Genomic DNA, 21,147 nt, shown 5'->3' with positions numbered 1-21,147 from the left:
CTGAATACATTAGCGAGTCATTAAGAGCTTTTAACTTTTGTTGAAAGTACTTTTAGGCTATGATAATAAAATCGCCGCAGGTTACTAAAATTTTAAAAAATCCCGTCGAGGCGGCGAAGCTTGCCAATCTCATTTACGTAACCGACAATAAACTTACAATACAACGCCATAAACACGGGCGCGGATTTTACTATACCAAAGACGGGGAGAAAATAGTTGATAAGAAATCGCTTAAAAGATTTAAGAGTCTTGTTATTCCGCCTGCGTGGGAACATGTAAAAATTACGCATCTCCATAATGGTCATTTGCAAGTGGTAGGACGTGACGAAAAAAAACGAAAACAATATCGCTACCACCCCAGCTGGTCCGAAATTAAAAACAAAACGAAATTTTTCAAGATGATCGCTTTTGGCAATGCGCTGCCCAAGATGAGAGCTCAGATCGAAAAAGATCTCTCACTTAAAACGATGACCAAACGAAAATGCTTGGCACTCGTCTTAAAACTCCTAGAAGAAACGCACATACGCATTGGTAACGAATACTATGCAAAAAAGAATAAAACCTATGGTCTTTCAACGATGCGTACCAAACATTTGGATATTTCAGACCATGAGTTACGTTTTGAATTTGTAGGTAAAAAAGGTAAAAAGCATCAGGTAACCGTAGAAAATAAAATTCTCCGGGAATTGGTAATGCAGTGTGAAGAAATACCCGGATGGGAACTGTTTCAGTATTATGATGAAAATGGCGCTCACCACACTATAGACAGTGGTATGGTGAACGATTATATTCACGAATTAAGTGGCGATCTATTTTCGGCAAAAGATTTTAGGACCTGGGCAGCTAGCAAATTATTTTTTGAATATATATACCAAACCGGACTACCCAAAACCGAAAAAGACCTAAAGAGTACTATTTTAAGTGCCTACGACAAGGCCGCCGAAGGACTTGGCAACACACGCTCCGTTTGCCGTGACTATTACGTACACCCAATACTGCCAGAAAAATACGAAGATGGAAGTATTGAGTTTTATCTCAAAAAACTAGACCACGAAGACGATATTACATCCCTTCCACACTTCTCTCCTACCGAAACTGTTTTGCTACAGATGCTGAGCCAATACGAAGTGGTTTTAGAGTAGGCAGTCTGTCGTACTTTACTATCTTTAGCTCAAATTTCTGGAGTGCTTTTCAATTCGTTCGATTTTGGGGTTTTCTTAGTGATTGCTTATACCTTATATTGGTTAGTAGGCAGTAATCGCCGTACTTCACAAAATATACTCCTGTTACTTGCCAGCTATCTTTTTTACGGTCTTTGGGATTGGCGGTTCTTAGGATTACTTATTGCCAGCTCTTTAATAGACTACCTGGCAGGACTCGCTATTAGGAATTCTAAACAAAAAAAAACAAGGAAGTTTTTACTCTACACTAGCATTCTTTGGAATCTGGGCGTGCTTTTCACCTTTAAATATTTTAACTTTTTTATAGATGAATTTACCTCCCTTTTTTCTTCGGAAGGGATCGCTACTTCGTTTACTATCTGGAATGTGATCATACCTATAGGGCTTAGCTTTTACACTTTCCAAACCATGAGTTACACCATTGATGTGTACAAAGAGAGGATACAACCCACTAAAAATCTGCTAGAATTTTTATGCTTTGTTAGTTTCTTTCCCCAGTTAGTAGCGGGACCCATTGAACGCGCGAAATTTCTATTACCTCAATTTGAAAACAAACGCATTTTCAATCTGCAGCAATCCAAAGAAGGGCTCCGGCAGATATTATGGGGACTGTTTAAAAAAGTATTGGTAGCAGATAAATTAGGCCTCGCAGTAACTCTGGCTTTTGAAAACCCTGAGAACTACGGCGCCCTTACACTTGCTTTTGCCGCGGCATTGTTCTCCTTTCAGGTGTATTGTGACTTTTCTGGTTATACAGATATTGCCGTAGGTACCGCAAAATTATTCGGGTTTAAGTTGCATAACAATTTTAGAATCCCTTATTTGGCAAAATCCATTACTGCATTCTGGCAACGCTGGCATATCACACTCACCAACTGGTTTACAGATTATGTGTATATCCCATTTATAAAAAGCTTTAAGAAAATTACCGTGAGTATTCGGGTTATTGGGCTTTTGGTCACCATGCTTTTGGTTGGTTTTTGGCACGGTGCTAACTGGACATTTCTAGCGTTCGGATTATTTAATGGCGTTATTTTGGCTGTGGAGCGCATTCCCGTCTTTGGCAAAAAGAAAACTTTAGCAAAATGGCTACCCACCACACCTATTTTGGTAACACTTCTATATTTTTTCAGTATTACATCTATCTCAAGCATTTTTTTTAGGGCTGAAAGCATTGCGGATGCCTGGTTTATCCTCCAAAGAATTTTCACTCTGGTCGATGTTACTAAAATTTCATCACTAATAGGTGGAAAGCTTTGGTATCTGGTAGTACTTATTATTGCTGAAATTTTAACTATCAAAAAAGCGTTTCCGCTACAAGAGTTACAATTAAAAATTCCGAAAGCTGCACGCTGGGGAATTTACTATCTAATTATTATTTTATTAGTTCGCTACGCCGAACCTAAAGAGGCTTTTATTTATTTTCAGTTTTAATGCAACGTAAATTTATCATATCGATTATTAGTTTCTTTATCCCGGTTGTTTTGGGTTACGTGGCTATGGAATATCTAGTCAGGAAGTTGCCGATGAGCCAGACCTATATTTCGGAATTTATAAAAACCGAAAGCAAAACTATTGAAGTTCTGGCATTGGGCTCTTCACAAGTAAAAAACGCTATAAACCCAGACTTATTTAAAAAAAGAACACTCAATTTGGCAGCTGGAAATCAGCATCACGATACCGACTTTAAATTACTGAAACAGCTGTTACCAGAACTTCCAGCAGTTAAAACCATTATTATAGAAACTTCTTACAGCCACTTTGAGTTACCCCACAACGGGCCAGATTTTTGGAAAAATAGTATCTATTTGGACTATTACGGCGCTAACAATTTTGAGCGAAACACTTACTTTAAGGATAGACTTATATACCTGTCGAATCCTAAATTCTTGTCTGAAAAAGCATATAGTTATTATATAGAAGGTGAGAAAAACTTCGGATTCAATAGGTTTGGGTACGATACCTTACATTACGCTGGTATTTTTAAAGACCTTAAGTATGATGAAGTAAAGATTTCAGCTTTAAAGCGTTTTAAAATTAATAAGGAGCCAAGTCTGGCTATTTTTAAAAATAATACACAGCTTTTTTTTAAAATGCTGGATTATCTGGAAGAAAAAGGGATGCACGTAATTATTTGCGAAGTGCCAATGTACAAAACCTACCTTCCACAGCGGGTGCCTGAAATTTTAAATCGGCGCGATAGTATTGTAACCCTAGCAAAGGAGCGCTACAAAAATATAAATGTATTCCTTTTGGAGACAGATACGGTGCATTATAATGTAAAAGATTACTGGAACCAAAGTCATATGAATCCAAACGGAGCAAAAAAATTCTCTTCAGCTTTAAATGTGTTTTTGGAAAAGCGAGACTAGTAACTTACTTCTTCAAACTTGCAAAATACCGCTTTGCCTCTGCAATTACTTTGGGAGCTAAAATAAGTGTAGACAGCATCGTAGGAATCGCCATAAGCGCGAAAAAAGTATCTATGAGATTAATCATCATACTTAAGGAAGTTGTAGCTCCTAAAATAATACTGGCGATATAGAAATAGTTGTAAATTCCTTTATTCTTGGCACCAAACAAAAAAGACATACACTTGGTACCGTAATACGAATACGAAAACAGGGACGAAATACTAAAGACAGCAATACACAATAGTAGTGCGTATTTTCCATACACAGGCATCGTTTCGGTAAATGCAGCCGCTGTGAGGGTTACTCCGTTCGCTTCGCTAGATTGCCAAACACCTGTTACTAAAATTGCTAAAGCCGTAAGGGTACAAACTACCAGTGTATCTATCGCCGGCCCCAACATAGCCACTAAACCTTCGCGAATGGGCTCATTGGTTTTAGTAGCTCCGTGCGCCATGGGTGCGGTACCAATACCTGCTTCGTTAGAGAAGGCACCTCGTCTAATCCCAAGGAGAATGATCCCTCCAATAACACCTCCTAAAAAGGCATCCCCTTTATAAAATGAAGCCGAAAAGGCATCAGTAAAAATGAGGGAAAGGTATCTGGGCACTTCGCTGAAGTTTACTGCTAGTATAAATAGCACCATCACAAAATAAAGTAATACCATTCCTGGTACTAACCTAGAGGTGGTTTTACTAATTCTTGACAAGCCGCCCAGAACAACCACAGCAGTTATCACCGCTAAAACGATCCCGATAAGTATATTGCTTGTTGTACCAGTATATAGGTCGGCTGGTTTTAGGAGTAGGTCGTTAATGGCTTGTGTAAGCTGATTCACATTAAAAACTGGCAATGCTCCAACGAGTCCGGCAATACTAAAAAATGCTGCTAAAAATTTCCAATTTTTCCCCAAGCCTTCCCGTATAAAATACATAGGACCTCCTTGCAGCTTGCCTTCAGAATCTTTACCCCGATACATTACAGAAAGACTTGCTGTAAAAAATTTGGTAGACATTCCTATCACTGCGCTTACCCACATCCAGAATACGGCTCCTGGTCCGCCAATTGCAATAGCTACTGCAACTCCTGAAATATTCCCCATCCCCACAGTCGCAGAAAGTGCTGTAGTCAAAGCTTGAAAATGAGTGATCTCTCCAGCATCGCTTTCGCTGTCATATTTTCCGCTTAAAACGGCAACTGCGTGGCCTAAGTATCGAAATGGCAAAAACCGAATCCGGATTAAGAGATACAATCCGCCACCCATTAATAATATAAGCAAGGGTAATCCCCATGCCAGAGAGGCCATTTCGGCTAAAATTGTATCTAATAATTCCACTAAAATTGTATTTTGAAGTACGAATGTACTTTTAAATTTTTAAAGTTTCAGAAGAAATTGTTTCTTGCACTCTCCATGAAGACAACTACTACTATCGTATTCTTACTAATTTCTATAGGCTTATGTGCCCAAAGAACTGATAATGAATCTGTTTTTACGAATTTTATCACGCCAGAATTTGTAGCAGGAACTACAGCAGAATCTAACTCCAATTTCCCAGAAAAATCCACCACACTTGGCATGTTTGTAAATTTTGGAAAATTTCAGAAAACCAATACACAGGAATGGGCCTACAGATTAGGATTTCCGAAAACCGGTATTGCGGTGGGCGTTGTAGACTATGGGAATTCCGAATTTTTAGGGCAGGCCTACACCCTACTCCCCAATGTTGAATTTAATATTTTGGGACGTTCACGACGTTCTTTTACGATGAATGTAGGCTTGGGTGGTTCCTATTTCAATAAAAAGTTTGACGCGGTGGACAACCCATTAAATCAAGCCGTTTCTACCCATCTTACCTGGACGTGCCGGATATTTTTTCTTTATAAAATGTATGAGTCTGAAACGATACAATGGCGTATTGGCGGTGGCTATTTACATCATTCGAACGGGCATACCCGTTTTCCTAATAATGGGTATAATTCTATATTGGGAAGTATTTCGGCAATCATTGGCACTAAAAAAGCAGCTTATCCCAGCGAGAAGACTTCCACAGATTTTCAGAAAACAGCGCAGTATTATATTTCTCCACGGGTTGGGATAGGTTCTAATATTTTATCATTGGTGTATAACGACAAAAAGGAGGTGTATACTGTAGCACTTTCCGCAGGTAAACAACTTAATAAAACCTTTAAAGTTGGTTTGGGTTTCAGTTATCACTATTATGAGCATTACTACGATTATATAATTCAGAATGAGTCTTTGGTTCAAGAAGGTCGTGAGTTTGCCAATTTAAAAGACCAGCCAACCTGGTCTGCCTCTAATCTCACTTTATTTGCTGAAGGTGAATTTCTGCTAAACCATGTTGGGCTCACATTTATGATTGGCGCCAATATTCATAAACCCGCATACGATATCGATTGGCGAATTAATCAAGGATGGGACAACACCCCTCGGGATATTCCAGAAGAATGGATGTTAGGAGAATACAACTCGAAATACAAGCTTAAAAAAGCAATCGCGACAAAGTTGGGCCTACGCTATTATCTCTTTGGAAACGAACATAGTCCTACCCACAATATCTTTGCAGGAGCTGCTATTAATGCGAACCTCGGGCAGGCCGACTTCACCGAATTTTCTTTGGGGTATGTGTATTTGCTTCCTGGAAAGTAGTGTTTGCTTCGTCTTACATTACAAAAAACTCTGTATCGCCAATTCATAACTTCTTAGTCCGAAGCCTACAATAATACCTTTTGCGCCAGGAGACACATAGGACAGGTGTCTGTACGTTTCTCTGTTGAAGGTATTGGAAATATGCACTTCAACCACGGGTGTTTCTATCCCTTTTACGGCATCTCCAATACCCACAGACGTATGTGTATACGCGGCAGCATTTAAAATAATACCATCGTAGTCAAAACCAAATTCCTGAAGTTTGTCTATCAATTCACCTTCAATATTAGATTGAAAAAAGGTGAGTTCTAGTTCAGTAAATTTAAACTGAAGCTCAGAAAAATAATCCTGAAAAGATTGATCCCCGTATATATTGGTTTCTCTTTTTCCAAGTAGATTAAGGTTTGGGCCATTTATGATAGCTATTTTCATCTGTATAAAATATTTGATAAAGCGGAAGATGGAATGCTCAAAAAAAGCATCTTTGATCGGTTTCTAATTTTTAAAGCGCATTTCATACGTTAAAGATAAGGATAAAAAAAATCGGGACATGGCCCGATTCTTATAATAGGATCAACCTACCCTTAGAAGGAAAAATGAACTCCTGCTTTGGCGTGTACATATCCTGCATCCAGAGCAACATATTTAACTTCGGCAAAAAGATTTATATTGTCTACAAGGTTATAGCGATATCCTGTTCCAAGGTTAACGCCAAATTCTGAATCTTTTACAGTCTCTTCACTATCCAGAAAAACACCGGATCCAAGTCCAAGAGATTTCACTGTTAATGAAAGGTATTCACCTCCGGCAAATGCATACAATTTATCTACTACGTAATATCTGGCATTAAGATCGATGGCAAACCATTTATTTCTAATACCCCCATCGTCTATGGCCGAAAATACGGTAGCCGTAGAAACGCCCCATTTTTCATTAAAATCGTAATTTAAATCTACTCCTGCTCCAATGGCATCAATTTCGGTAAGGTATCCTCCGTGAATACCAAGCCCAAACTCCTGAGCTTGCATTTGTAGGGAAGTAAATATAATGGTGGCGATAAGTATAATTTTTTTCATCTAATAATATATTTAGTTTGTAAAGGCAAAAGTACAAATATAACCCATAAAAAAAGCAGAAGAGTACACTTCTGCTTTCCTAATTATTTATAAAGGTTTCTTAGAATGAATATCCTGCCGATAATGATAAGACAGAGTTCGTTAAGCTATCTCCAAATACTTCGTCGTCGTCTCCAACATCTGAAACACCAAACATATAACGTGCCTGGAAGAAAATCCCGCTATCTAACCTGTACCCTACTCCGGCACCAATACCTAAGTCCAGACCAGATGTAGAATCTTTAACATCTTCAGTGCCACTAAAGAACTCATCATTACTATCGTCACCCGATAGTTCTGTTTCAAACTCAGCTGTTGTATTAATCCCGAACTGTGGCCCAGCTTCCAAACTCAACCCTTCGGTTACATAATACTTGGCCATAATTGGAATGTTGATATAATCTAATTTAAATTTAGTCTCTACTTCTACACCACCAAATTCATCTTTAGACTGCAACCCTTGTTGAGAATAAATTAATTCTGGCTGTACAGAAAACTTTTCTGAAATTAGAAATTCGACCAGACCACCAATATGGAAACCAGTTCTACCGTCGGCATCTTCCACAGCATCACCCGTAAGTTTTGCAAAGTTAACACCCGCTTTAGCACCAAAACGAATGTCTTGAGCTTGAAGAACACCAAAAGAAAAAATTGCCACGGCAATTAAAATTACTTGTTTTTTCATAATTGTTACGTTTTATTAGTTATTAATGTTAAAGTAAAGCTACTAAATAAAATCTTAATGAAATGTTAATGAATAGCAATAAATTGCTTTTATAAAGAGTAAAAAGCTGTAAGCCAGTTTGTTAAACAAACAGCGTTACAGCTTTCTAAATAAAGTGTATACTTCTGTGTTTTTTATAGGAAACTATAACCAACAGATAGCGTTACTACGCTGTTTTTTCCACTGGGTCCCTGGTCTTCCTGAATATCGGACAATCCAAAATTGTACCGTGCTTCAAGCCTAAGGCCTAAAGGAACATCATATCCTAATCCTACGACACCTGAAAAATCAAAATCTTTTACTGCAATATCGTTAATCACCTCTCCAAGAACACTCTGAGCTTCGTCATTAACAACCACACCAAACTGCGGTCCTGCTTGCAGGTGTAATCCTTTAAAGAAATATACTTTAGCTACAATAGGCACGTTCACATAGTCCAGGTTAAATTCACCCCCATCAAACTCGGCTCCTTGTTGTGAGTATAGCAAATCTGCTTGGATACCAAATCTATCGTTTAATTTAGCACCCACAAAGGCTCCTACAACCACTCCTGTTCTTCCAGAGAAATCTAAATTGGTTGCTCCCTGTTTTGCATCACTAATGTTTGCAAAGTTCACACCTGCTTTAATACCAAAGTCTACTCCCTGTGCAGAAGCGCCCGTTGTGATTAAGGCTAAGATGAATACTACTACTATTTTTTTCATGTTTTTTATTTTAAACGTTAATTTGGCTCAAATATAGCAGAAACTTGACAGGGTATTTCCTAATATTATATTAAATTGAAAATTGAAAATTACGCTATATGAAGTGGCACAGAGCCTTGACAGAGTATAAAAGTTACCTTAAAATTGAACGGGGGCTTTCTAAAAATACGCTTCAAAATTATGGATTGGACATTCAAAAACTTATGGATTGGTGTGAAGAGCATACACTCACCTGCACTCCACTTACTATTACTGAAGCTGAAGTCCAAAAGTTTATTTATGAACTAAGTAAAACCATGAATCCCAGATCCCAAAGCAGAATTATATCGGGTCTTCGCGGATTTTTCGCCTATCTTATTTTTGAAGAATACCGAAAAACAAACCCCTTAGAACTTATTGAGAGTCCAAAATTGGGTAGAAAATTACCAGACACCCTTTCTATTGAAGAAATTGACACCCTTATTAGGGCCATAGACTTAAGCCTACCCCAGGGCGAACGTAATCGCGCCATTCTGGAAACGCTCTACGCCTGTGGGTTACGTGTTTCAGAATTAACCACTTTGAAAATTTCAGATCTATTCTTTGAAGAAGGGTTTATTAAGGTAACCGGAAAAGGTGCTAAAGAACGCTATGTTCCTATTGGCGATCATACCATACACCTTATTAATAGCTATAAAAACCAGATTCGGGTACACCAACAACCCAAACCAGCAGCCATGGACACCTTGTTTCTTAACAGACGTGGAAACGGACTCACAAGGGCTATGATTTTTACTATTGTAAAAGACCTGGCAGAGAAAGCAGGGATTCGGAAAACGATAAGTCCGCATACCTTTCGGCATTCTTTTGCAACGCATTTACTGGAAAATGGAGCCGATTTACGTGCCATTCAACAAATGCTAGGACACGAAAGTATTACTACAACAGAGATTTACACCCACGTAGAAACCTCCTATTTAACTGAAGTGATGGAGAAATACCATCCGCGAAAGTAAATCACTACTGACATACAGCTGGTTTTTCTTTAACCAAATTTTATCTTAAGAGATGTTCGTGTTTAGTTCGCAGTAGCAGTTTTCAGTTTTCAGAATAAGATGAAAGGGTATATAAAACTGCTTCTTTTAATTCCAGTTTTTAAAGCAACAGCCAAATGGAGTAAAGTACGTTACTCCTACCCTGTACGAAGGCGTTAAATAAAGGCTAAATAGATTTCTTTTCTTTTAGGAGCTGAAATTGTTCAGTAATTTTAGGGAAATTTAAGCTATGAAATGCCCCATACCATTTGCAATTCAGCCGAAGATGACTAGTTAGGGCATACCATCTTCTTTTCAACAAATATTTTATACCTATGAAAACATTACAATTTAGCAATAAAGACAAAATGCAATGCATTGGTCTTGGAACCTGGAAAGCCAAAGGAAACAAAGTAAAACAAGCGGTAAAGGATGCCTTATATGCGGGCTACAGGCATATAGACACTGCTGCAGCCTACGATAACGAAACAGATATAGGAGAAGCCCTGGCCGAAGTGTTCGCAGAAGGAAAGATCTTTAGAGAAGATGTATTTATTACTTCCAAACTTTGGAACAATGCACACCAGGATGGACAGGTACTTCCTGCGCTCCAACACTCTCTGGATAAATTGCAATTGGAGTATTTAGACCTCTATCTTATCCATTGGCCCGTAGCGTTTAAACATGGGGTAAATTCACCTCAAAAGCCAAGCGATTATCTTTCGCTGGAAGAAGTTCCTATCATAGAAACCTGGAAAAAAATGGAGCAAGCCAAAGAAGCTGGGATGGTACGGCATATTGGGGTATCCAATTTCAGTGATATAAAATTGAAAGATCTGGTAAGCAAGGCCAAGATAAAGCCCGAAATGAACCAGGTAGAATTACATCCTCTGTTACAGCAAGACGACTTGCTGGCCTATTGTAAAAGCGAAGGTATTTTTATGACTGCCTATTCGCCTTTAGGTTCGGGAGATCGTTCTGATGCTATGAAAGGTAAAGACGAGCCTAATTTACTTGAACTAGAAACCATCAAAAAAATTGCCCGAAAGCACAACGCTTCCGAAGGACAAATTTTGATTTCCTGGCACTGTCATCGCGGGACAGCAGTAATTCCAAAATCTACCAGTACCGAGCATATTGAAGAAAACTTTAAAGCCGCCCGCATCGAGCTGGACGAAACCGATATAAAAGAGATTGCGCGCCTGGATGAATGCCGTAGGTTTATTACAGGCGAGTTTTTTGAAGAGCATAGTAAAGGATATACCGATATTTATGACGAGAAATCGCCCATACTGGAAGGCGTGCGAGAAGGTATTTCCAAAGTGAAAAGTCTCTTTAGCACAGATGAATAGCGGTATAGATGAAAGGTTATAAATAGAGACACCTACAAATTATAATTATTTTTATGCTACAATTCTTAAGAACCAGTCTCCTATTCTATAGGGGTCTGGTTCTTTAGTTAGCGATCCATTCTACACTCAAACTTTATTTTCCGAATGCCGTGGTCTGTGTCCCATTGGTTCACTTCTTTAAAACCAAATTTGATATACAAAGCCGTAGCGGGGCCATTCTCCAGGCCCGTTTCCACCACAAAGAGATGGGAGTCGAAGGTTTCGAAAACAAATTCCAGTAGCTTTCGTGCAATGCCTTGTCTAAAAAAATCTGGATGCACCACCAGGCTGTTAATATGAGTAAAGTTAGTGTTATGGCTAATCTCAACCACTCCGGCAAGTTCGGTATCCTTTAGGTAGCCAAAAAACGCTGTGCTACTCTGCACATACCCTTCAAGAGGTCTTTGCAAGGGAGGGAAATCTACCGCCTGTAACAATGCGGCCTCGATTTTATACGAAGCCTGAAACACGGTTCGTATGTTTTTTGCTACTTCTATGTCATTATGTTGAAGCTTTTTAATCATTTTCTGGGACTCGTTTTGTTTTTGGTTTTAGGTATTGTAAAGGTAAAATTAGCAGTTTTGTTTTTTTTAAGAAATTTAGAATGGTTTTGGAAGCGGGTTTACATATGATACGGCGGGTTTTTGCGGCTGTGCCGACTGAGCGTTGGAAGCGCAGCGTGCGAACCTGCCCGAACGTGCCTTTTCAGTACGGGCGGGTCAGCTTTTGACAGTGGCGCCGCCACTACGTATTAATCTGCGTGACTAATTTACAATTATTTGTAGGAAATCCAATTCACTTAACCATTAGACCGCTGTATTATATGCGTCTTAAGTTTGATTTTTATTAAAATAACTAGATTTAGTTATATAATCAGAAAGAACAAAAGAGAGAATTAAGGTTACTATATGCGGTGAAGCTTTAGACTTCGACAACATTGATAATCCTCTCTCTTTTACTACTTAAATCACGATCAGTTCTATGAGACTTGAGATCTCGTTTTTAAGTTGCTGTGAGTAGAGTAGCTAGTTCTTTCATAAATCAATTCTTATGAATAAATATAATGAAACTTTTGGAGTTGACATTAGTAAAGATGTCTTCGATGTTCACGGGAGCAGTAGTGGCCACAACCAGTTCAAGAATGATGAAAAGGGTTTTAAGACCTTTTTAAAATCGTTACCACAGCAGGCACTGGTCGTTATGGAAGCAACGGGTTATTACCATTACAGGCTCGCACAATTTCTTTACAAAAATGGTGTAGAAGTGTCTGTTGTTAATCCTTTGTCGGTCAAAAGGTTCATACAGATGAAACTGGCTAAAGTAAAGACCGATAAGAGCGATGCAAAAGCCATCTGTGACTATGGTCTTATCAATGATGTCCCGCTTTATAATGCCTTGACAGAAGTCCAGAGCGAATGTTTACAACTCTTTAGGTTGATGGATAGTTACATCAAACATCGTACAGCCACCAAGAACAAAATACACGGTGAAGAAACACTGGGTATACCATCCAAAGCTGTGTTCCGCTCTTTGAAGAGAAACAAAAAGCACCTGGACAAGGAACTCGCAGCCACCGAAGAAAGAATCCTCTCTCTGGTCAAGAAAGAACAACAGCACCAATTGACACTATTAACGAGTATACCTGGAATAGGAATGAAGACGGCATTGTTCTTAATAGTAGTAACCGATGGGTTTTCCAAGTTTGAGAATGCCTCCCAGTTATGTAGTTATGTAGGCATCACACCTACCATACGGGAGTCTGGAAGTAGCGTTAGGGGTCGAAGTAGGATAAGCAAAGTAGGCAACAAAAAGCTGCGAAACCTATTGTTCCTGTGTTCGTTCAATGCCTGCAAACATAATAAAGGGTGTAGGGCAATCTATGAACGCTTGGTCAATAAAGGGAAGAGTAAAAAGCTTGCGTTAATCGCTGTTGCCAACAAGTTATTAAGGCAGGCGTTTGCAATTGCAAAATCAGGACTGCCTTATGACCAAGAATTTGTTTCAGTGTTAAAAAAATAACCTGAGTTACATACAAATGAAAAAGGCAAAAACTTAAATTGAGAAGTTCTTGCCATAGAAAAATAATGTCAAAATTTAAGGAAGAAAATGGTTGTTTTTTACCTCAGTTCTTTGTTAGGCAAAGTATTTTTTCGGTTTTGTAAAGTCGGATAGTACTAATTCAAAGTTACTTTTAATTCCGTCATATTTTTCTTTGAATTCTGGCTTAATTTCATTTTCATTATCAATCTCAGCTTCAATAAATTGTTTAAAACCTAAAATCAATATTTGTGAAAGTAATAATTCACAATGCATTTTCATTCGTTCAATGTCTGATTTGAATTCATCACGTCCAATTTCAATCTTTTTTGTTTTGTCTGAAGTCAAGAACTCTTTATGAATTGGCTCTTTAATAGGTAAGCCATCATAGTGTTTTATGCAATTAGATATATAATTTACTTTACTTGTAATTGCAAAGTGATTATGTGATTTAAAAATATTAACCCCATATTCTTTTTGACAATACTTCTCAACAGGAAGTAAATTGCTTATTTCATTCATTTCTTTAAGTAAGAAATTTGTTGCATCAACCAAAGCCTTTAAATACGATTCATATTTATGAAATAATCCAACGTACCCAAGTCTAATTGTTTCGTAAAGATTGTCTTTTAAATCGTCTTTATTTATGTTCAATAAATGTTTGTATTTGGAATTGGATATTTGAGTCCAACTGTCAAATATTGATTTGTTTGAAGCTGGTATATAATAATTTAGAAAAAGGGACTGAAAACTCTCCATCTCAGCTGTAGACTTCACTATTAAATCAAATAATCGTCGCCCTTCTTCTGAGTCTTGTAGTAATCCAAAATTTTTTATTTTGGCAAAACTCTCTGAAAGTTTTTCAATTATTAAATCAATTGAATTCAGCTTCTTTTTTCTCATATTTTGCCTAACTTGTTATAAACTCTATTTTGGTGTCTTTATCCCGTAAATATAAAAATTCCCCAATCAACGAATTAAAGATGTCCGTAAATAAAAAACAAAAAATCCCCAAATTCAATCAATGAATTGGGGATATCATATACTGGGTGTCACTCACTAAGAGCAACTGCAATTTACTTCGCAATATTCACCGCTCTGGTTTCGCGTATTACGGTTACTTTTACCTGGCCTGGATACGTCATATCGGTCTGGATCTTTTGTGAGATCTCAAACGATAGCTGTGCAGCTTTTTCGTCGCTTACTTTTTCGCTTTCTACCATCACCCGTAATTCTCTACCTGCCTGGATGGCGTAGGCTTTATTTACCCCATTAAAGCCAAAGGCAATAGCTTCCAGATCTTTAAGTCGCTGGATATAGCTGTCCAACACCTGGCGTCTTGCACCCGGTCTGGCACCGCTAATGGCATCACACACCTGTACAATAGGCGATAATAAGCTCGTCATTTCTATTTCGTCGTGGTGGGCTCCAATAGCGTTACATACTTCTGCTTTTTCGCCGTATTTCTCTGCCCACTGCATTCCGAGAATGGCGTGCGGTACTTCTGTTTCCGTTTCGGGTACTTTACCAATATCATGTAACAATCCTGCCCGTTTGGCCAGTTTAGGGTTTAAGCCTAATTCGCTTGCCATCACGCCACATAATTTGGCTACTTCACGGGAGTGTTGTAACAGGTTTTGCCCGTACGACGAACGGTAGCGCATACGTCCCACCGCTTTAATAAGTTCCGGATGCAGGCCGTGAATTCCTAGATCGATCACGGTACGCTTTCCTACGTCTATAATTTCTTCTTCTATTTGCATAGAAGTCTTTTTCACTACTTCTTCAATACGTGCCGGGTGTATTCTACCATCGGTTACCAATTTGTGTAGTGAAAGTCTTGCTACTTCACGACGCACACTATCAAAACAAGACAGGATGATCGCTTCTGGCGTATCGTCTACAATAATTTCTACACCGGTAGCGGCTTCAATAGCACGTATGTTTCGGCCTTCCCGCCCAATAATACGTCCTTTTACATCGTCACTCTCCAGGTTAAATACGGAGACGCAATTTTCAACCGCTTCTTCGGTACCGATCCGCTGTATGGTGCTAATAATAATTTTCTTGGCTTCCTGTTGGGCCGTCATTTTGGCTTCTTCCACAGAGTTTTGGATAAATGCCATGGCATTGGTCTTCGCCTCTTCTTTTAGGCTTTCCATAAGTTGCCCTTTGGCATCTTCGGCAGAAAGACTGGAGATAACTTCCAGCTGCTCTATCTGGCTGCGGTGCATTTTTTCTACTTCGGTACGTTTCTTTTCAAGGAAATCCAGTCGCTCGTTATAGTCTTTTTTCTTATCTTCAATTTCGGCATTCAACTTTTTGTTTTTGCCCAACTCGCCAGATACCTGAGATTCTTTGTCACGGGTACGTTTTTCGGCTTCGTTCATTTTCTTCTCACGGCTGGTGATTACCTTTTCGTGTTCAGATTTCAGCTCGATAAACTTCTCTTTGGCTTGTAAAATTTTATCTTTTTTTAGGGTTTCTCCTTCACTTTTGGCTTCTTTTAAGATAGAAGAGGCAGCTTTTTTAGCGTTTTTAATAAGCTGTGAAGAGTTGTTACGCTCTAGTATTTTTGCAATTATAAAGCCAACTACAACACCGGTTATGGCTGCAATAATGGCTATAATAATAGTAGTATCCATGGTTGTTGATTTATTTAAATTGTTGAATATGAAATACCATATCCTGTACACCATACCCCGTTCACGATAGGGTATAAAAAAGCCTACATTAATATAGCGATTTTGAATAAACTCCTTAAAGAAAAGTTTAGGGCTAACAAGCTGGTCAAGTATCCGCTCGAAGACGGCTCGCTTTTACAACTTTAACTCACCCTTTTTAAAGAATTCGTGTTGAGTTTACCAAAAATAAGTACTAATGTAGGCAGTAACCTTTTAATATATGTAAAGAACGTTTACGATAGGTGCTCTTGTAACAGTTGGTTAAGCGCTTTTAACTGCTCTTCCACTTGTTGCGTATCGGTTTGTGTATCAATATTTTTTTGTTCTACCTGAGTAGCAAATTGTAAGGCACACATGGCCAGAACATCTTGTTTATCTCTAACGGCATAACTATTTTCAAACTGTTTAATCATGGCTTCTATCTTCTTGCTGGCTTTTCTAAGGCCTTCTTCCTGCTCTGGCGGGATGTTTAATGGATACACCCTGTCTGCGATAGATAACTTAATTTTTAACGGGTTTGACATTGATTTTATTGTTTTAATCGGAAAGTTGTGTTATACATTGGTCAATTTCCCGGACTAAAGCATTTATTTTGAGCTTTGTTTCTCGTTTATGTTGGTCGCTGCCCAGCATTGAGTTTGCCAACTGCAATGAGCTACATTTTTCCCGCCATTGTTGTGCTTCATCCTGAGATGTTGCCAACAATTTTTGTGTTTCTTCCGTTTCTAGCGCTAATTGAATGTTTTTCTGCTTCAGGTTTTCATACTTGTGAAGCATCTTACTTATTCTATTTTCAAGCGTAGCAACAATTTCAGAAAGATCGCTCATTTCATTTTTAATCAATACTGCTAACACAAAGTTAACATACACCAGCAAATAAGCCAACTCTTTTCTACAATTTTTTGTAATATTGAATGTTATTACATACAATACCTCACAACCCCCCTTAATTTATAGCGCATTACAATTTTTATGAAGCAATACATTTTATCCGCAACCTTATTTTTTAGCATATTGGCAGGCGCACAACAGGATGTGCCACAAGATTATTTTAGCAATCCTTTAGAAATTCCTCTTATTTTATCTGGAAACTTTGGCGAACTGCGAAGCAATCACTTTCATAGTGGTTTAGACATCAAAACACAACAAAAAGAAGGCGCCACCATCCTTGCTCCGGCCGATGGCTACATAACCCGGCTTAAAGTATCGCATTATGGCTACGGAAAAGCGATGTACATTCAACATCCAAACGGTTACACCACCGTATACGCCCATTTACAACGCTATGCAAACGCTATTGAAGACTATGTAAAGCAGAAACAATACGAAAAGGAAAGTTTCGAGTTTGAAGATTTTCCGGAAAACAAACTACTGTCCGTAAAAAAAGGGGAGGTTATTGGCTACACGGGTAATAGTGGTAGTAGCGGTGGGCCACACCTTCATTTTGAAATTCGCGACGCTGCTTCCCGCCCTATGAACCCCTTGCTCTTTGGCATTGAAATTCCAGACACCAAGGTTCCGTTGGTAAATTCGGTATTTGTATATCCTGTGGGTGACAGTGCGTATGCAAACAATTCAGGGAACCGAAGTAAACTGCGATTGATCAAACAAAAAGACGGCAACTATACCACTGAAAAAGTTTCGGCCCTGGGGAAAATTGGTTTCGGAATTTCTACCTACGACCAACAAAATGGTGCTTCCAATAAAAACGGGGCGTATCAAATAAAAACGGCTGTAAATGGTTCAGAAAAATTTAAAGTGCTTTTTGAGAAGTTTACATTTGCCGAAACACGCTACCTGAACAGATATATGGACTACGAATATTTTGAAACCAATAAAAGCCGGGTGCAGAAACTCTTCCGCCAGGATAACAATCCGCTAAGTGTGATTGTAAACGAAGACGATAATGGCTACATAACTATTGAAGACGGTTTTTCTTCAGATTATACCATAGAAATAACCGATTATAAAGGAAACACCGTTAGCATTACCATTCCTATTGAAGGGAAGACAGAAGAAAATCCAGAGCCAAAAGACCTCAAAGAAACCGACCATTTTGTGTACCATAAGCAAGGTACGGCTATTACCAAAGGTAAATTTGACATCTACATTCCTGCTGAAAGTTTATACGAAAATACCTACTTAGCTATTGAAGCTAAAGGAGACACTTTAACGTTTCACGAAGACATCATCCCAATCCACAAAAACATTACTATAAGTGTAGATGCTTCTAATTATGAGGCAACGGATCTTTCAAAATTATATATTGGCAGGCTCAATTACAGAGGACAACCTTATTACAACAGCACTTCAAGAAGCGGAAACAAACTCACCACGAGAGTCCGCACTTTTGGAACGTATACGTTGGCGATAGACACCACACCACCCACGGTAAAAGCTGTAAACTTTGATGATGGCAAGTGGATAAGCAGCAATAAAACGCTGGAAATGAAAATTGAGGACGACCTAAGCGGCATAAGTTCGTACCGCGCTACGGTGAATGGAAAGTATATTTTAACGGAATATAATTACAAAACCGACCTTCTAACCTATGATTTTGACGATGACATCGTAAAAGATACCGAAAACAACTTGAAATTGATCGTCGTGGATAATGTGGGAAATAGTACTACATTTGAAGCAACTTTTTTCAGAAAATAAAACACATCTATAGCTTTTGAAAACATTTATACGCTCCCTCGTTTTAGCCCTTTTTTGTATTTCAGCAACTACAATTGCCCAGAATGCAACCATTAAAGGTGTTATTTTAGATGAAAACAATATTCCTATCAATGCTGTGAACGTAAGTGCCGGCAACGGTATTGGTTCACAAACCAATTTTGATGGGTTTTACCTCATTGAAGTCCCATCTGAACAAGAAATTACCATTACGTTCTCGCACGTGAGCCATAAAAATGCGACCATTACTATTCCTTCCTTAGCAGCAAATGAAGATTTTGAGCTCAATCCAGTTTTAAAAGTAGACATAGAGCAAATAGCGCAAGTGGTAATATCTACCAAAAAACGCAAGCGAATTGAAGGATTAACTACCATTAGTCCTGAAGCGATCAGGAAAATTCCTGGCGCCAATGCGGGGGTGGAAAATTTATTGAAATCGCTTCCAGGGGTGGTAAGTAATAATGAATTAAGTACGCAATACGCCGTGAGAGGTGGTAATTACGATGAAAACCTAGTGTATGTTAACGAAATTGAAGTATACCGCCCTTTTTTAATCCGAAGTGGGCAACAAGAAGGGTTAAGCTTTGTAAATAGTGACTTAACACGATCTGTAGATTTTTCGGCAGGTGGATTTCAAGCAAAATATGGCGATAAGTTATCTTCAGTACTAGATATTGAATACCGTCGTCCTGTATCTTTTGGAGCTACGGCAGATTTAAGTCTGTTAGGCGCCAACGTTTCGGTTGAAGGAATTTCAAAAAACGAAAGACTTCGAGGCATTGTAGGATTACGCTACCGTGACAACAGCCTGTTTGTAAATGCCAAGCAAACCGAAACCAATTTCCGTCCAAAGTTTGCCGATGCGCAGACGTATTTGACGTATAAATTCAGTAATAAATTCGAATTAGGATTCCTTGGAAACATTGCCGTTAATCAATATGATTACGAACCCCTTACCCGCCAGACCAATTTTGGTACCCTGGCAGATCCTATTGCGCTGCTGGTTTTTTACGAAGGACAAGAACAAGACCGCTACAACACGTATTTTGGAGCGTTTAAAGGAACTTATGCAGCCTCAGACACCTACACCGCAAAATTTATTGCCAGTGCCTACCAAACAACGGAGCAAGAATATTTCGATATTCTCGCACAATACCGCTTAGGGGAAGTAAATACCAACATTGGAGATGACAATCTGGGTGATGTAGAGTTTAGCGAAGGTATTGGATCACAATTAACCCACGCCCGTAACGATCTGGATGCCCTTATTTTTAATGCAGAGCACAAAGGAATTATTTCGGTGAACGACGATACTACTATAGAATACGGTGTAAAATATACCCGCGAAGATATTAGAGACCGAGTACAGGAATATGAAATTATAGATTCGGCAGGTTTTTCTATCCGCCCTCCTATTATCGATTTTGCCAATAACCAACCCTATGCGCCCTTCACTGCACCTATAGTTCCTTTTACAGATATTAGAGCACAAAATGATGTACAGATCAATCGTTTTTCCGGCTTTGCGCAGTGGAGCAAGGCTACTACAGTTGGCAGCAATGACCTTTGGCTAAATGCCGGGATTCGTTCTCAAAACTGGACTGTAAGTGGCGATGGTATTGAAAGTGTTACACAAACTGTGGTAAGCCCAAGGGCACAGGTAACGTTAAAGCCAGACTGGGATATGGATATGCTTTTCAGACTCTCTGGTGGTTTTTACCACCAACCTCCCTTCTATCGTGAGTTGAGAGATTCTACAGGAACGGTGAGACCAGATGTAAAAGCGCAGCAATCCATTCATATTGTTTTTGGAAACGACTATAGTTTTAAACTCTGGGGACGTCCTTTTACCCTGAACAGTGAAATTTACTACAAAGATTTACAAGACGTAAACCCATATACACTGGAGAATGTACGTATACGCTACAGAGCAAATAACAATGCTGTGGCATATGCCTATGGAGTAGATATGCGCCTTGCAGGAGAGTTTGTGCCGGGAACGGAAAGCTGGGTAAGTTTTGGCTATTTAAAAACCGAAGAAAACATTGACGATCGTGGCTATATTTTCAGACCTACAGATCAGCGTTTAAAGTTTGCAGTACTCTTTCAGGATTACGTAAAGATTATTCCAGACTTAAAAATGTACTTGAACTTAGTATATCAAACAGGATTGCCAGGTGGCTCGCCTAGTTATGCAGACCCATACGACTTCCAAACACGCTTAAAAGATTACGCACGCGCAGACCTTGGTGTTTCCTATGTACTAATACATCAAGATAAATTAAAGGACTCTGGACTCTTAAAACCATTTAAGGAATTAAGTATTGGCGCAGAAATCTTCAATATTTTTGACGTACAAAACTCCATCACCAACACCTTTGTACGCGATGTGTACAGTAAAACACAATACAGCATCCCTAACTTCTTATCGCCAAGAGTATTTAACGTTAGGCTTACTGCAAAGTTTTAAAAACCACAACCCACAAAAAAAGCCGAAAACTAAAATAGTTTTCGGCTTTTATATTTTTACAAGTTAAAAG

The 21,147-nt window shown here is 38.8% G+C and carries 19 protein-coding genes and 1 other RNA gene; 9 read left to right on the top strand and 11 right to left on the bottom strand.

What is annotated here, in order from left to right; translation table 11 throughout:
- Window positions 1-59 precede the first annotated feature (59 nt).
- The 3 genes from ACQ2HF_RS10715 to ACQ2HF_RS10705 all read left to right on the top strand — a co-directional run bounded on the left by ACQ2HF_RS10715 (window position 60) and on the right by ACQ2HF_RS10705 (window position 3,553).
- Window positions 60-1,142: a DNA topoisomerase IB gene (locus ACQ2HF_RS10715; RefSeq protein ID WP_432410416.1), complete on the top strand. Its 1,083-nt coding sequence runs from the start codon at window positions 60-62 to the stop codon at window positions 1,140-1,142.
- Window positions 1,143-1,184: 42 nt separating this feature from the next.
- Window positions 1,185-2,615: an MBOAT family O-acyltransferase gene (locus tag ACQ2HF_RS10710; RefSeq protein ID WP_432410415.1), complete on the top strand. Its 1,431-nt coding sequence runs from the start codon at window positions 1,185-1,187 to the stop codon at window positions 2,613-2,615.
- A 65-nt stretch (window positions 2,616-2,680) separates the two neighbouring features.
- Window positions 2,681-3,553: a hypothetical protein gene (locus tag ACQ2HF_RS10705; RefSeq protein WP_432410414.1), complete on the top strand. Its 873-nt coding sequence runs from the start codon at window positions 2,681-2,683 to the stop codon at window positions 3,551-3,553.
- Between the two features lie 4 nt (window positions 3,554-3,557).
- Here ACQ2HF_RS10705 and ACQ2HF_RS10700 read toward each other — a convergent pair whose 3' ends face one another.
- Window positions 3,558-4,898 (bottom strand): alanine/glycine:cation symporter family protein, encoded by a 1,341-nt coding sequence (locus ACQ2HF_RS10700; RefSeq protein ID WP_432413085.1) that lies wholly within the window; start codon window positions 4,896-4,898, stop codon window positions 3,558-3,560.
- A gap of 42 nt (window positions 4,899-4,940) precedes the next feature.
- Between ACQ2HF_RS10700 and ACQ2HF_RS10695 the strand changes: the two genes are divergently transcribed.
- Window positions 4,941-6,260, top strand: a complete 1,320-nt coding sequence (locus tag ACQ2HF_RS10695; RefSeq protein ID WP_432410413.1) for an acyloxyacyl hydrolase — start codon at window positions 4,941-4,943, stop codon at window positions 6,258-6,260.
- Between the two features lie 18 nt (window positions 6,261-6,278).
- Here ACQ2HF_RS10695 and ACQ2HF_RS10690 read toward each other — a convergent pair whose 3' ends face one another.
- The 4 genes from ACQ2HF_RS10690 to ACQ2HF_RS10675 all read right to left on the bottom strand — a co-directional run bounded on the left by ACQ2HF_RS10690 (window position 6,279) and on the right by ACQ2HF_RS10675 (window position 8,803).
- Window positions 6,279-6,692 (bottom strand): type II 3-dehydroquinate dehydratase, encoded by a 414-nt coding sequence (locus ACQ2HF_RS10690; RefSeq protein WP_432410412.1) that lies wholly within the window; start codon window positions 6,690-6,692, stop codon window positions 6,279-6,281.
- A 152-nt stretch (window positions 6,693-6,844) separates the two neighbouring features.
- Window positions 6,845-7,336: an outer membrane protein gene (locus ACQ2HF_RS10685; RefSeq protein ID WP_432410411.1), complete on the bottom strand. Its 492-nt coding sequence runs from the start codon at window positions 7,334-7,336 to the stop codon at window positions 6,845-6,847.
- Window positions 7,337-7,436: 100 nt separating this feature from the next.
- Window positions 7,437-8,060 (bottom strand): porin family protein, encoded by a 624-nt coding sequence (locus ACQ2HF_RS10680; protein WP_432410410.1) that lies wholly within the window; start codon window positions 8,058-8,060, stop codon window positions 7,437-7,439.
- Between the two features lie 173 nt (window positions 8,061-8,233).
- The gene (locus ACQ2HF_RS10675; protein ID WP_432410409.1) at window positions 8,234-8,803 is read right to left on the bottom strand and encodes a porin family protein; all 570 of its coding nucleotides are present in this window, start codon (window positions 8,801-8,803) and stop codon (window positions 8,234-8,236) included.
- Between the two features lie 98 nt (window positions 8,804-8,901).
- Here ACQ2HF_RS10675 and xerD point away from each other — a divergent pair, with 98 nt between their 5' ends.
- Together xerD and ACQ2HF_RS10665 are read left to right on the top strand one after the other, a co-directional pair.
- On the top strand, window positions 8,902-9,798 hold the full coding sequence (gene xerD, locus ACQ2HF_RS10670) for a site-specific tyrosine recombinase XerD (RefSeq protein WP_432410408.1): 897 nt from the start codon (window positions 8,902-8,904) through the stop codon (window positions 9,796-9,798).
- Between the two features lie 353 nt (window positions 9,799-10,151).
- Window positions 10,152-11,168 (top strand): aldo/keto reductase, encoded by a 1,017-nt coding sequence (locus ACQ2HF_RS10665; RefSeq protein ID WP_432410407.1) that lies wholly within the window; start codon window positions 10,152-10,154, stop codon window positions 11,166-11,168.
- Between the two features lie 107 nt (window positions 11,169-11,275).
- Here the strand turns inward: ACQ2HF_RS10665 and ACQ2HF_RS10660 are convergent, their stop codons facing one another.
- Window positions 11,276-11,731 (bottom strand): GNAT family N-acetyltransferase, encoded by a 456-nt coding sequence (locus ACQ2HF_RS10660; protein WP_432410406.1) that lies wholly within the window; start codon window positions 11,729-11,731, stop codon window positions 11,276-11,278.
- Between the two features lie 526 nt (window positions 11,732-12,257).
- Between ACQ2HF_RS10660 and ACQ2HF_RS10655 the strand changes: the two genes are divergently transcribed.
- The gene (locus ACQ2HF_RS10655) at window positions 12,258-13,226 is read left to right on the top strand and encodes an IS110 family transposase (RefSeq protein WP_432410405.1); all 969 of its coding nucleotides are present in this window, start codon (window positions 12,258-12,260) and stop codon (window positions 13,224-13,226) included.
- Between the two features lie 114 nt (window positions 13,227-13,340).
- Here ACQ2HF_RS10655 and ACQ2HF_RS10650 read toward each other — a convergent pair whose 3' ends face one another.
- The 5 genes from ACQ2HF_RS10650 to ACQ2HF_RS10630 all read right to left on the bottom strand — a co-directional run bounded on the left by ACQ2HF_RS10650 (window position 13,341) and on the right by ACQ2HF_RS10630 (window position 16,756).
- Window positions 13,341-14,147: a hypothetical protein gene (locus tag ACQ2HF_RS10650; protein WP_432410404.1), complete on the bottom strand. Its 807-nt coding sequence runs from the start codon at window positions 14,145-14,147 to the stop codon at window positions 13,341-13,343.
- Between the two features lie 173 nt (window positions 14,148-14,320).
- Window positions 14,321-15,889 carry a ribonuclease Y gene (rny, locus tag ACQ2HF_RS10645; protein ID WP_432410403.1) on the bottom strand — a complete coding sequence of 523 codons (1,569 nt, stop codon included), beginning with the start codon at window positions 15,887-15,889 and terminating at the stop codon, window positions 14,321-14,323.
- Between the two features lie 108 nt (window positions 15,890-15,997).
- A non-coding RNA gene (ssrS, locus tag ACQ2HF_RS10640) (6S RNA) lies at window positions 15,998-16,105 on the bottom strand.
- A 56-nt stretch (window positions 16,106-16,161) separates the two neighbouring features.
- On the bottom strand, window positions 16,162-16,452 hold the full coding sequence (locus ACQ2HF_RS10635) for a cell division protein ZapA (RefSeq protein WP_432410402.1): 291 nt from the start codon (window positions 16,450-16,452) through the stop codon (window positions 16,162-16,164).
- A 13-nt stretch (window positions 16,453-16,465) separates the two neighbouring features.
- Window positions 16,466-16,756: a hypothetical protein gene (locus ACQ2HF_RS10630; protein ID WP_432413084.1), complete on the bottom strand. Its 291-nt coding sequence runs from the start codon at window positions 16,754-16,756 to the stop codon at window positions 16,466-16,468.
- A 144-nt stretch (window positions 16,757-16,900) separates the two neighbouring features.
- Here ACQ2HF_RS10630 and ACQ2HF_RS10625 point away from each other — a divergent pair, with 144 nt between their 5' ends.
- Together ACQ2HF_RS10625 and ACQ2HF_RS10620 are read left to right on the top strand one after the other, a co-directional pair.
- The gene (locus tag ACQ2HF_RS10625; protein WP_432410401.1) at window positions 16,901-18,589 is read left to right on the top strand and encodes a M23 family metallopeptidase; all 1,689 of its coding nucleotides are present in this window, start codon (window positions 16,901-16,903) and stop codon (window positions 18,587-18,589) included.
- Window positions 18,590-18,605: 16 nt separating this feature from the next.
- Window positions 18,606-21,077 carry a TonB-dependent receptor gene (locus ACQ2HF_RS10620; RefSeq protein ID WP_432410400.1) on the top strand — a complete coding sequence of 824 codons (2,472 nt, stop codon included), beginning with the start codon at window positions 18,606-18,608 and terminating at the stop codon, window positions 21,075-21,077.
- Window positions 21,078-21,147 lie beyond the last annotated feature (70 nt).

This window comes from Rasiella sp. SM2506, assembly GCF_050859505.1.
Lineage (GTDB): Bacteria > Bacteroidota > Bacteroidia > Flavobacteriales > Flavobacteriaceae > Marinirhabdus.
Note: the sequence above shows the minus strand (reverse complement) of the source record. Positions and strands in the feature narration are given on the sequence as shown.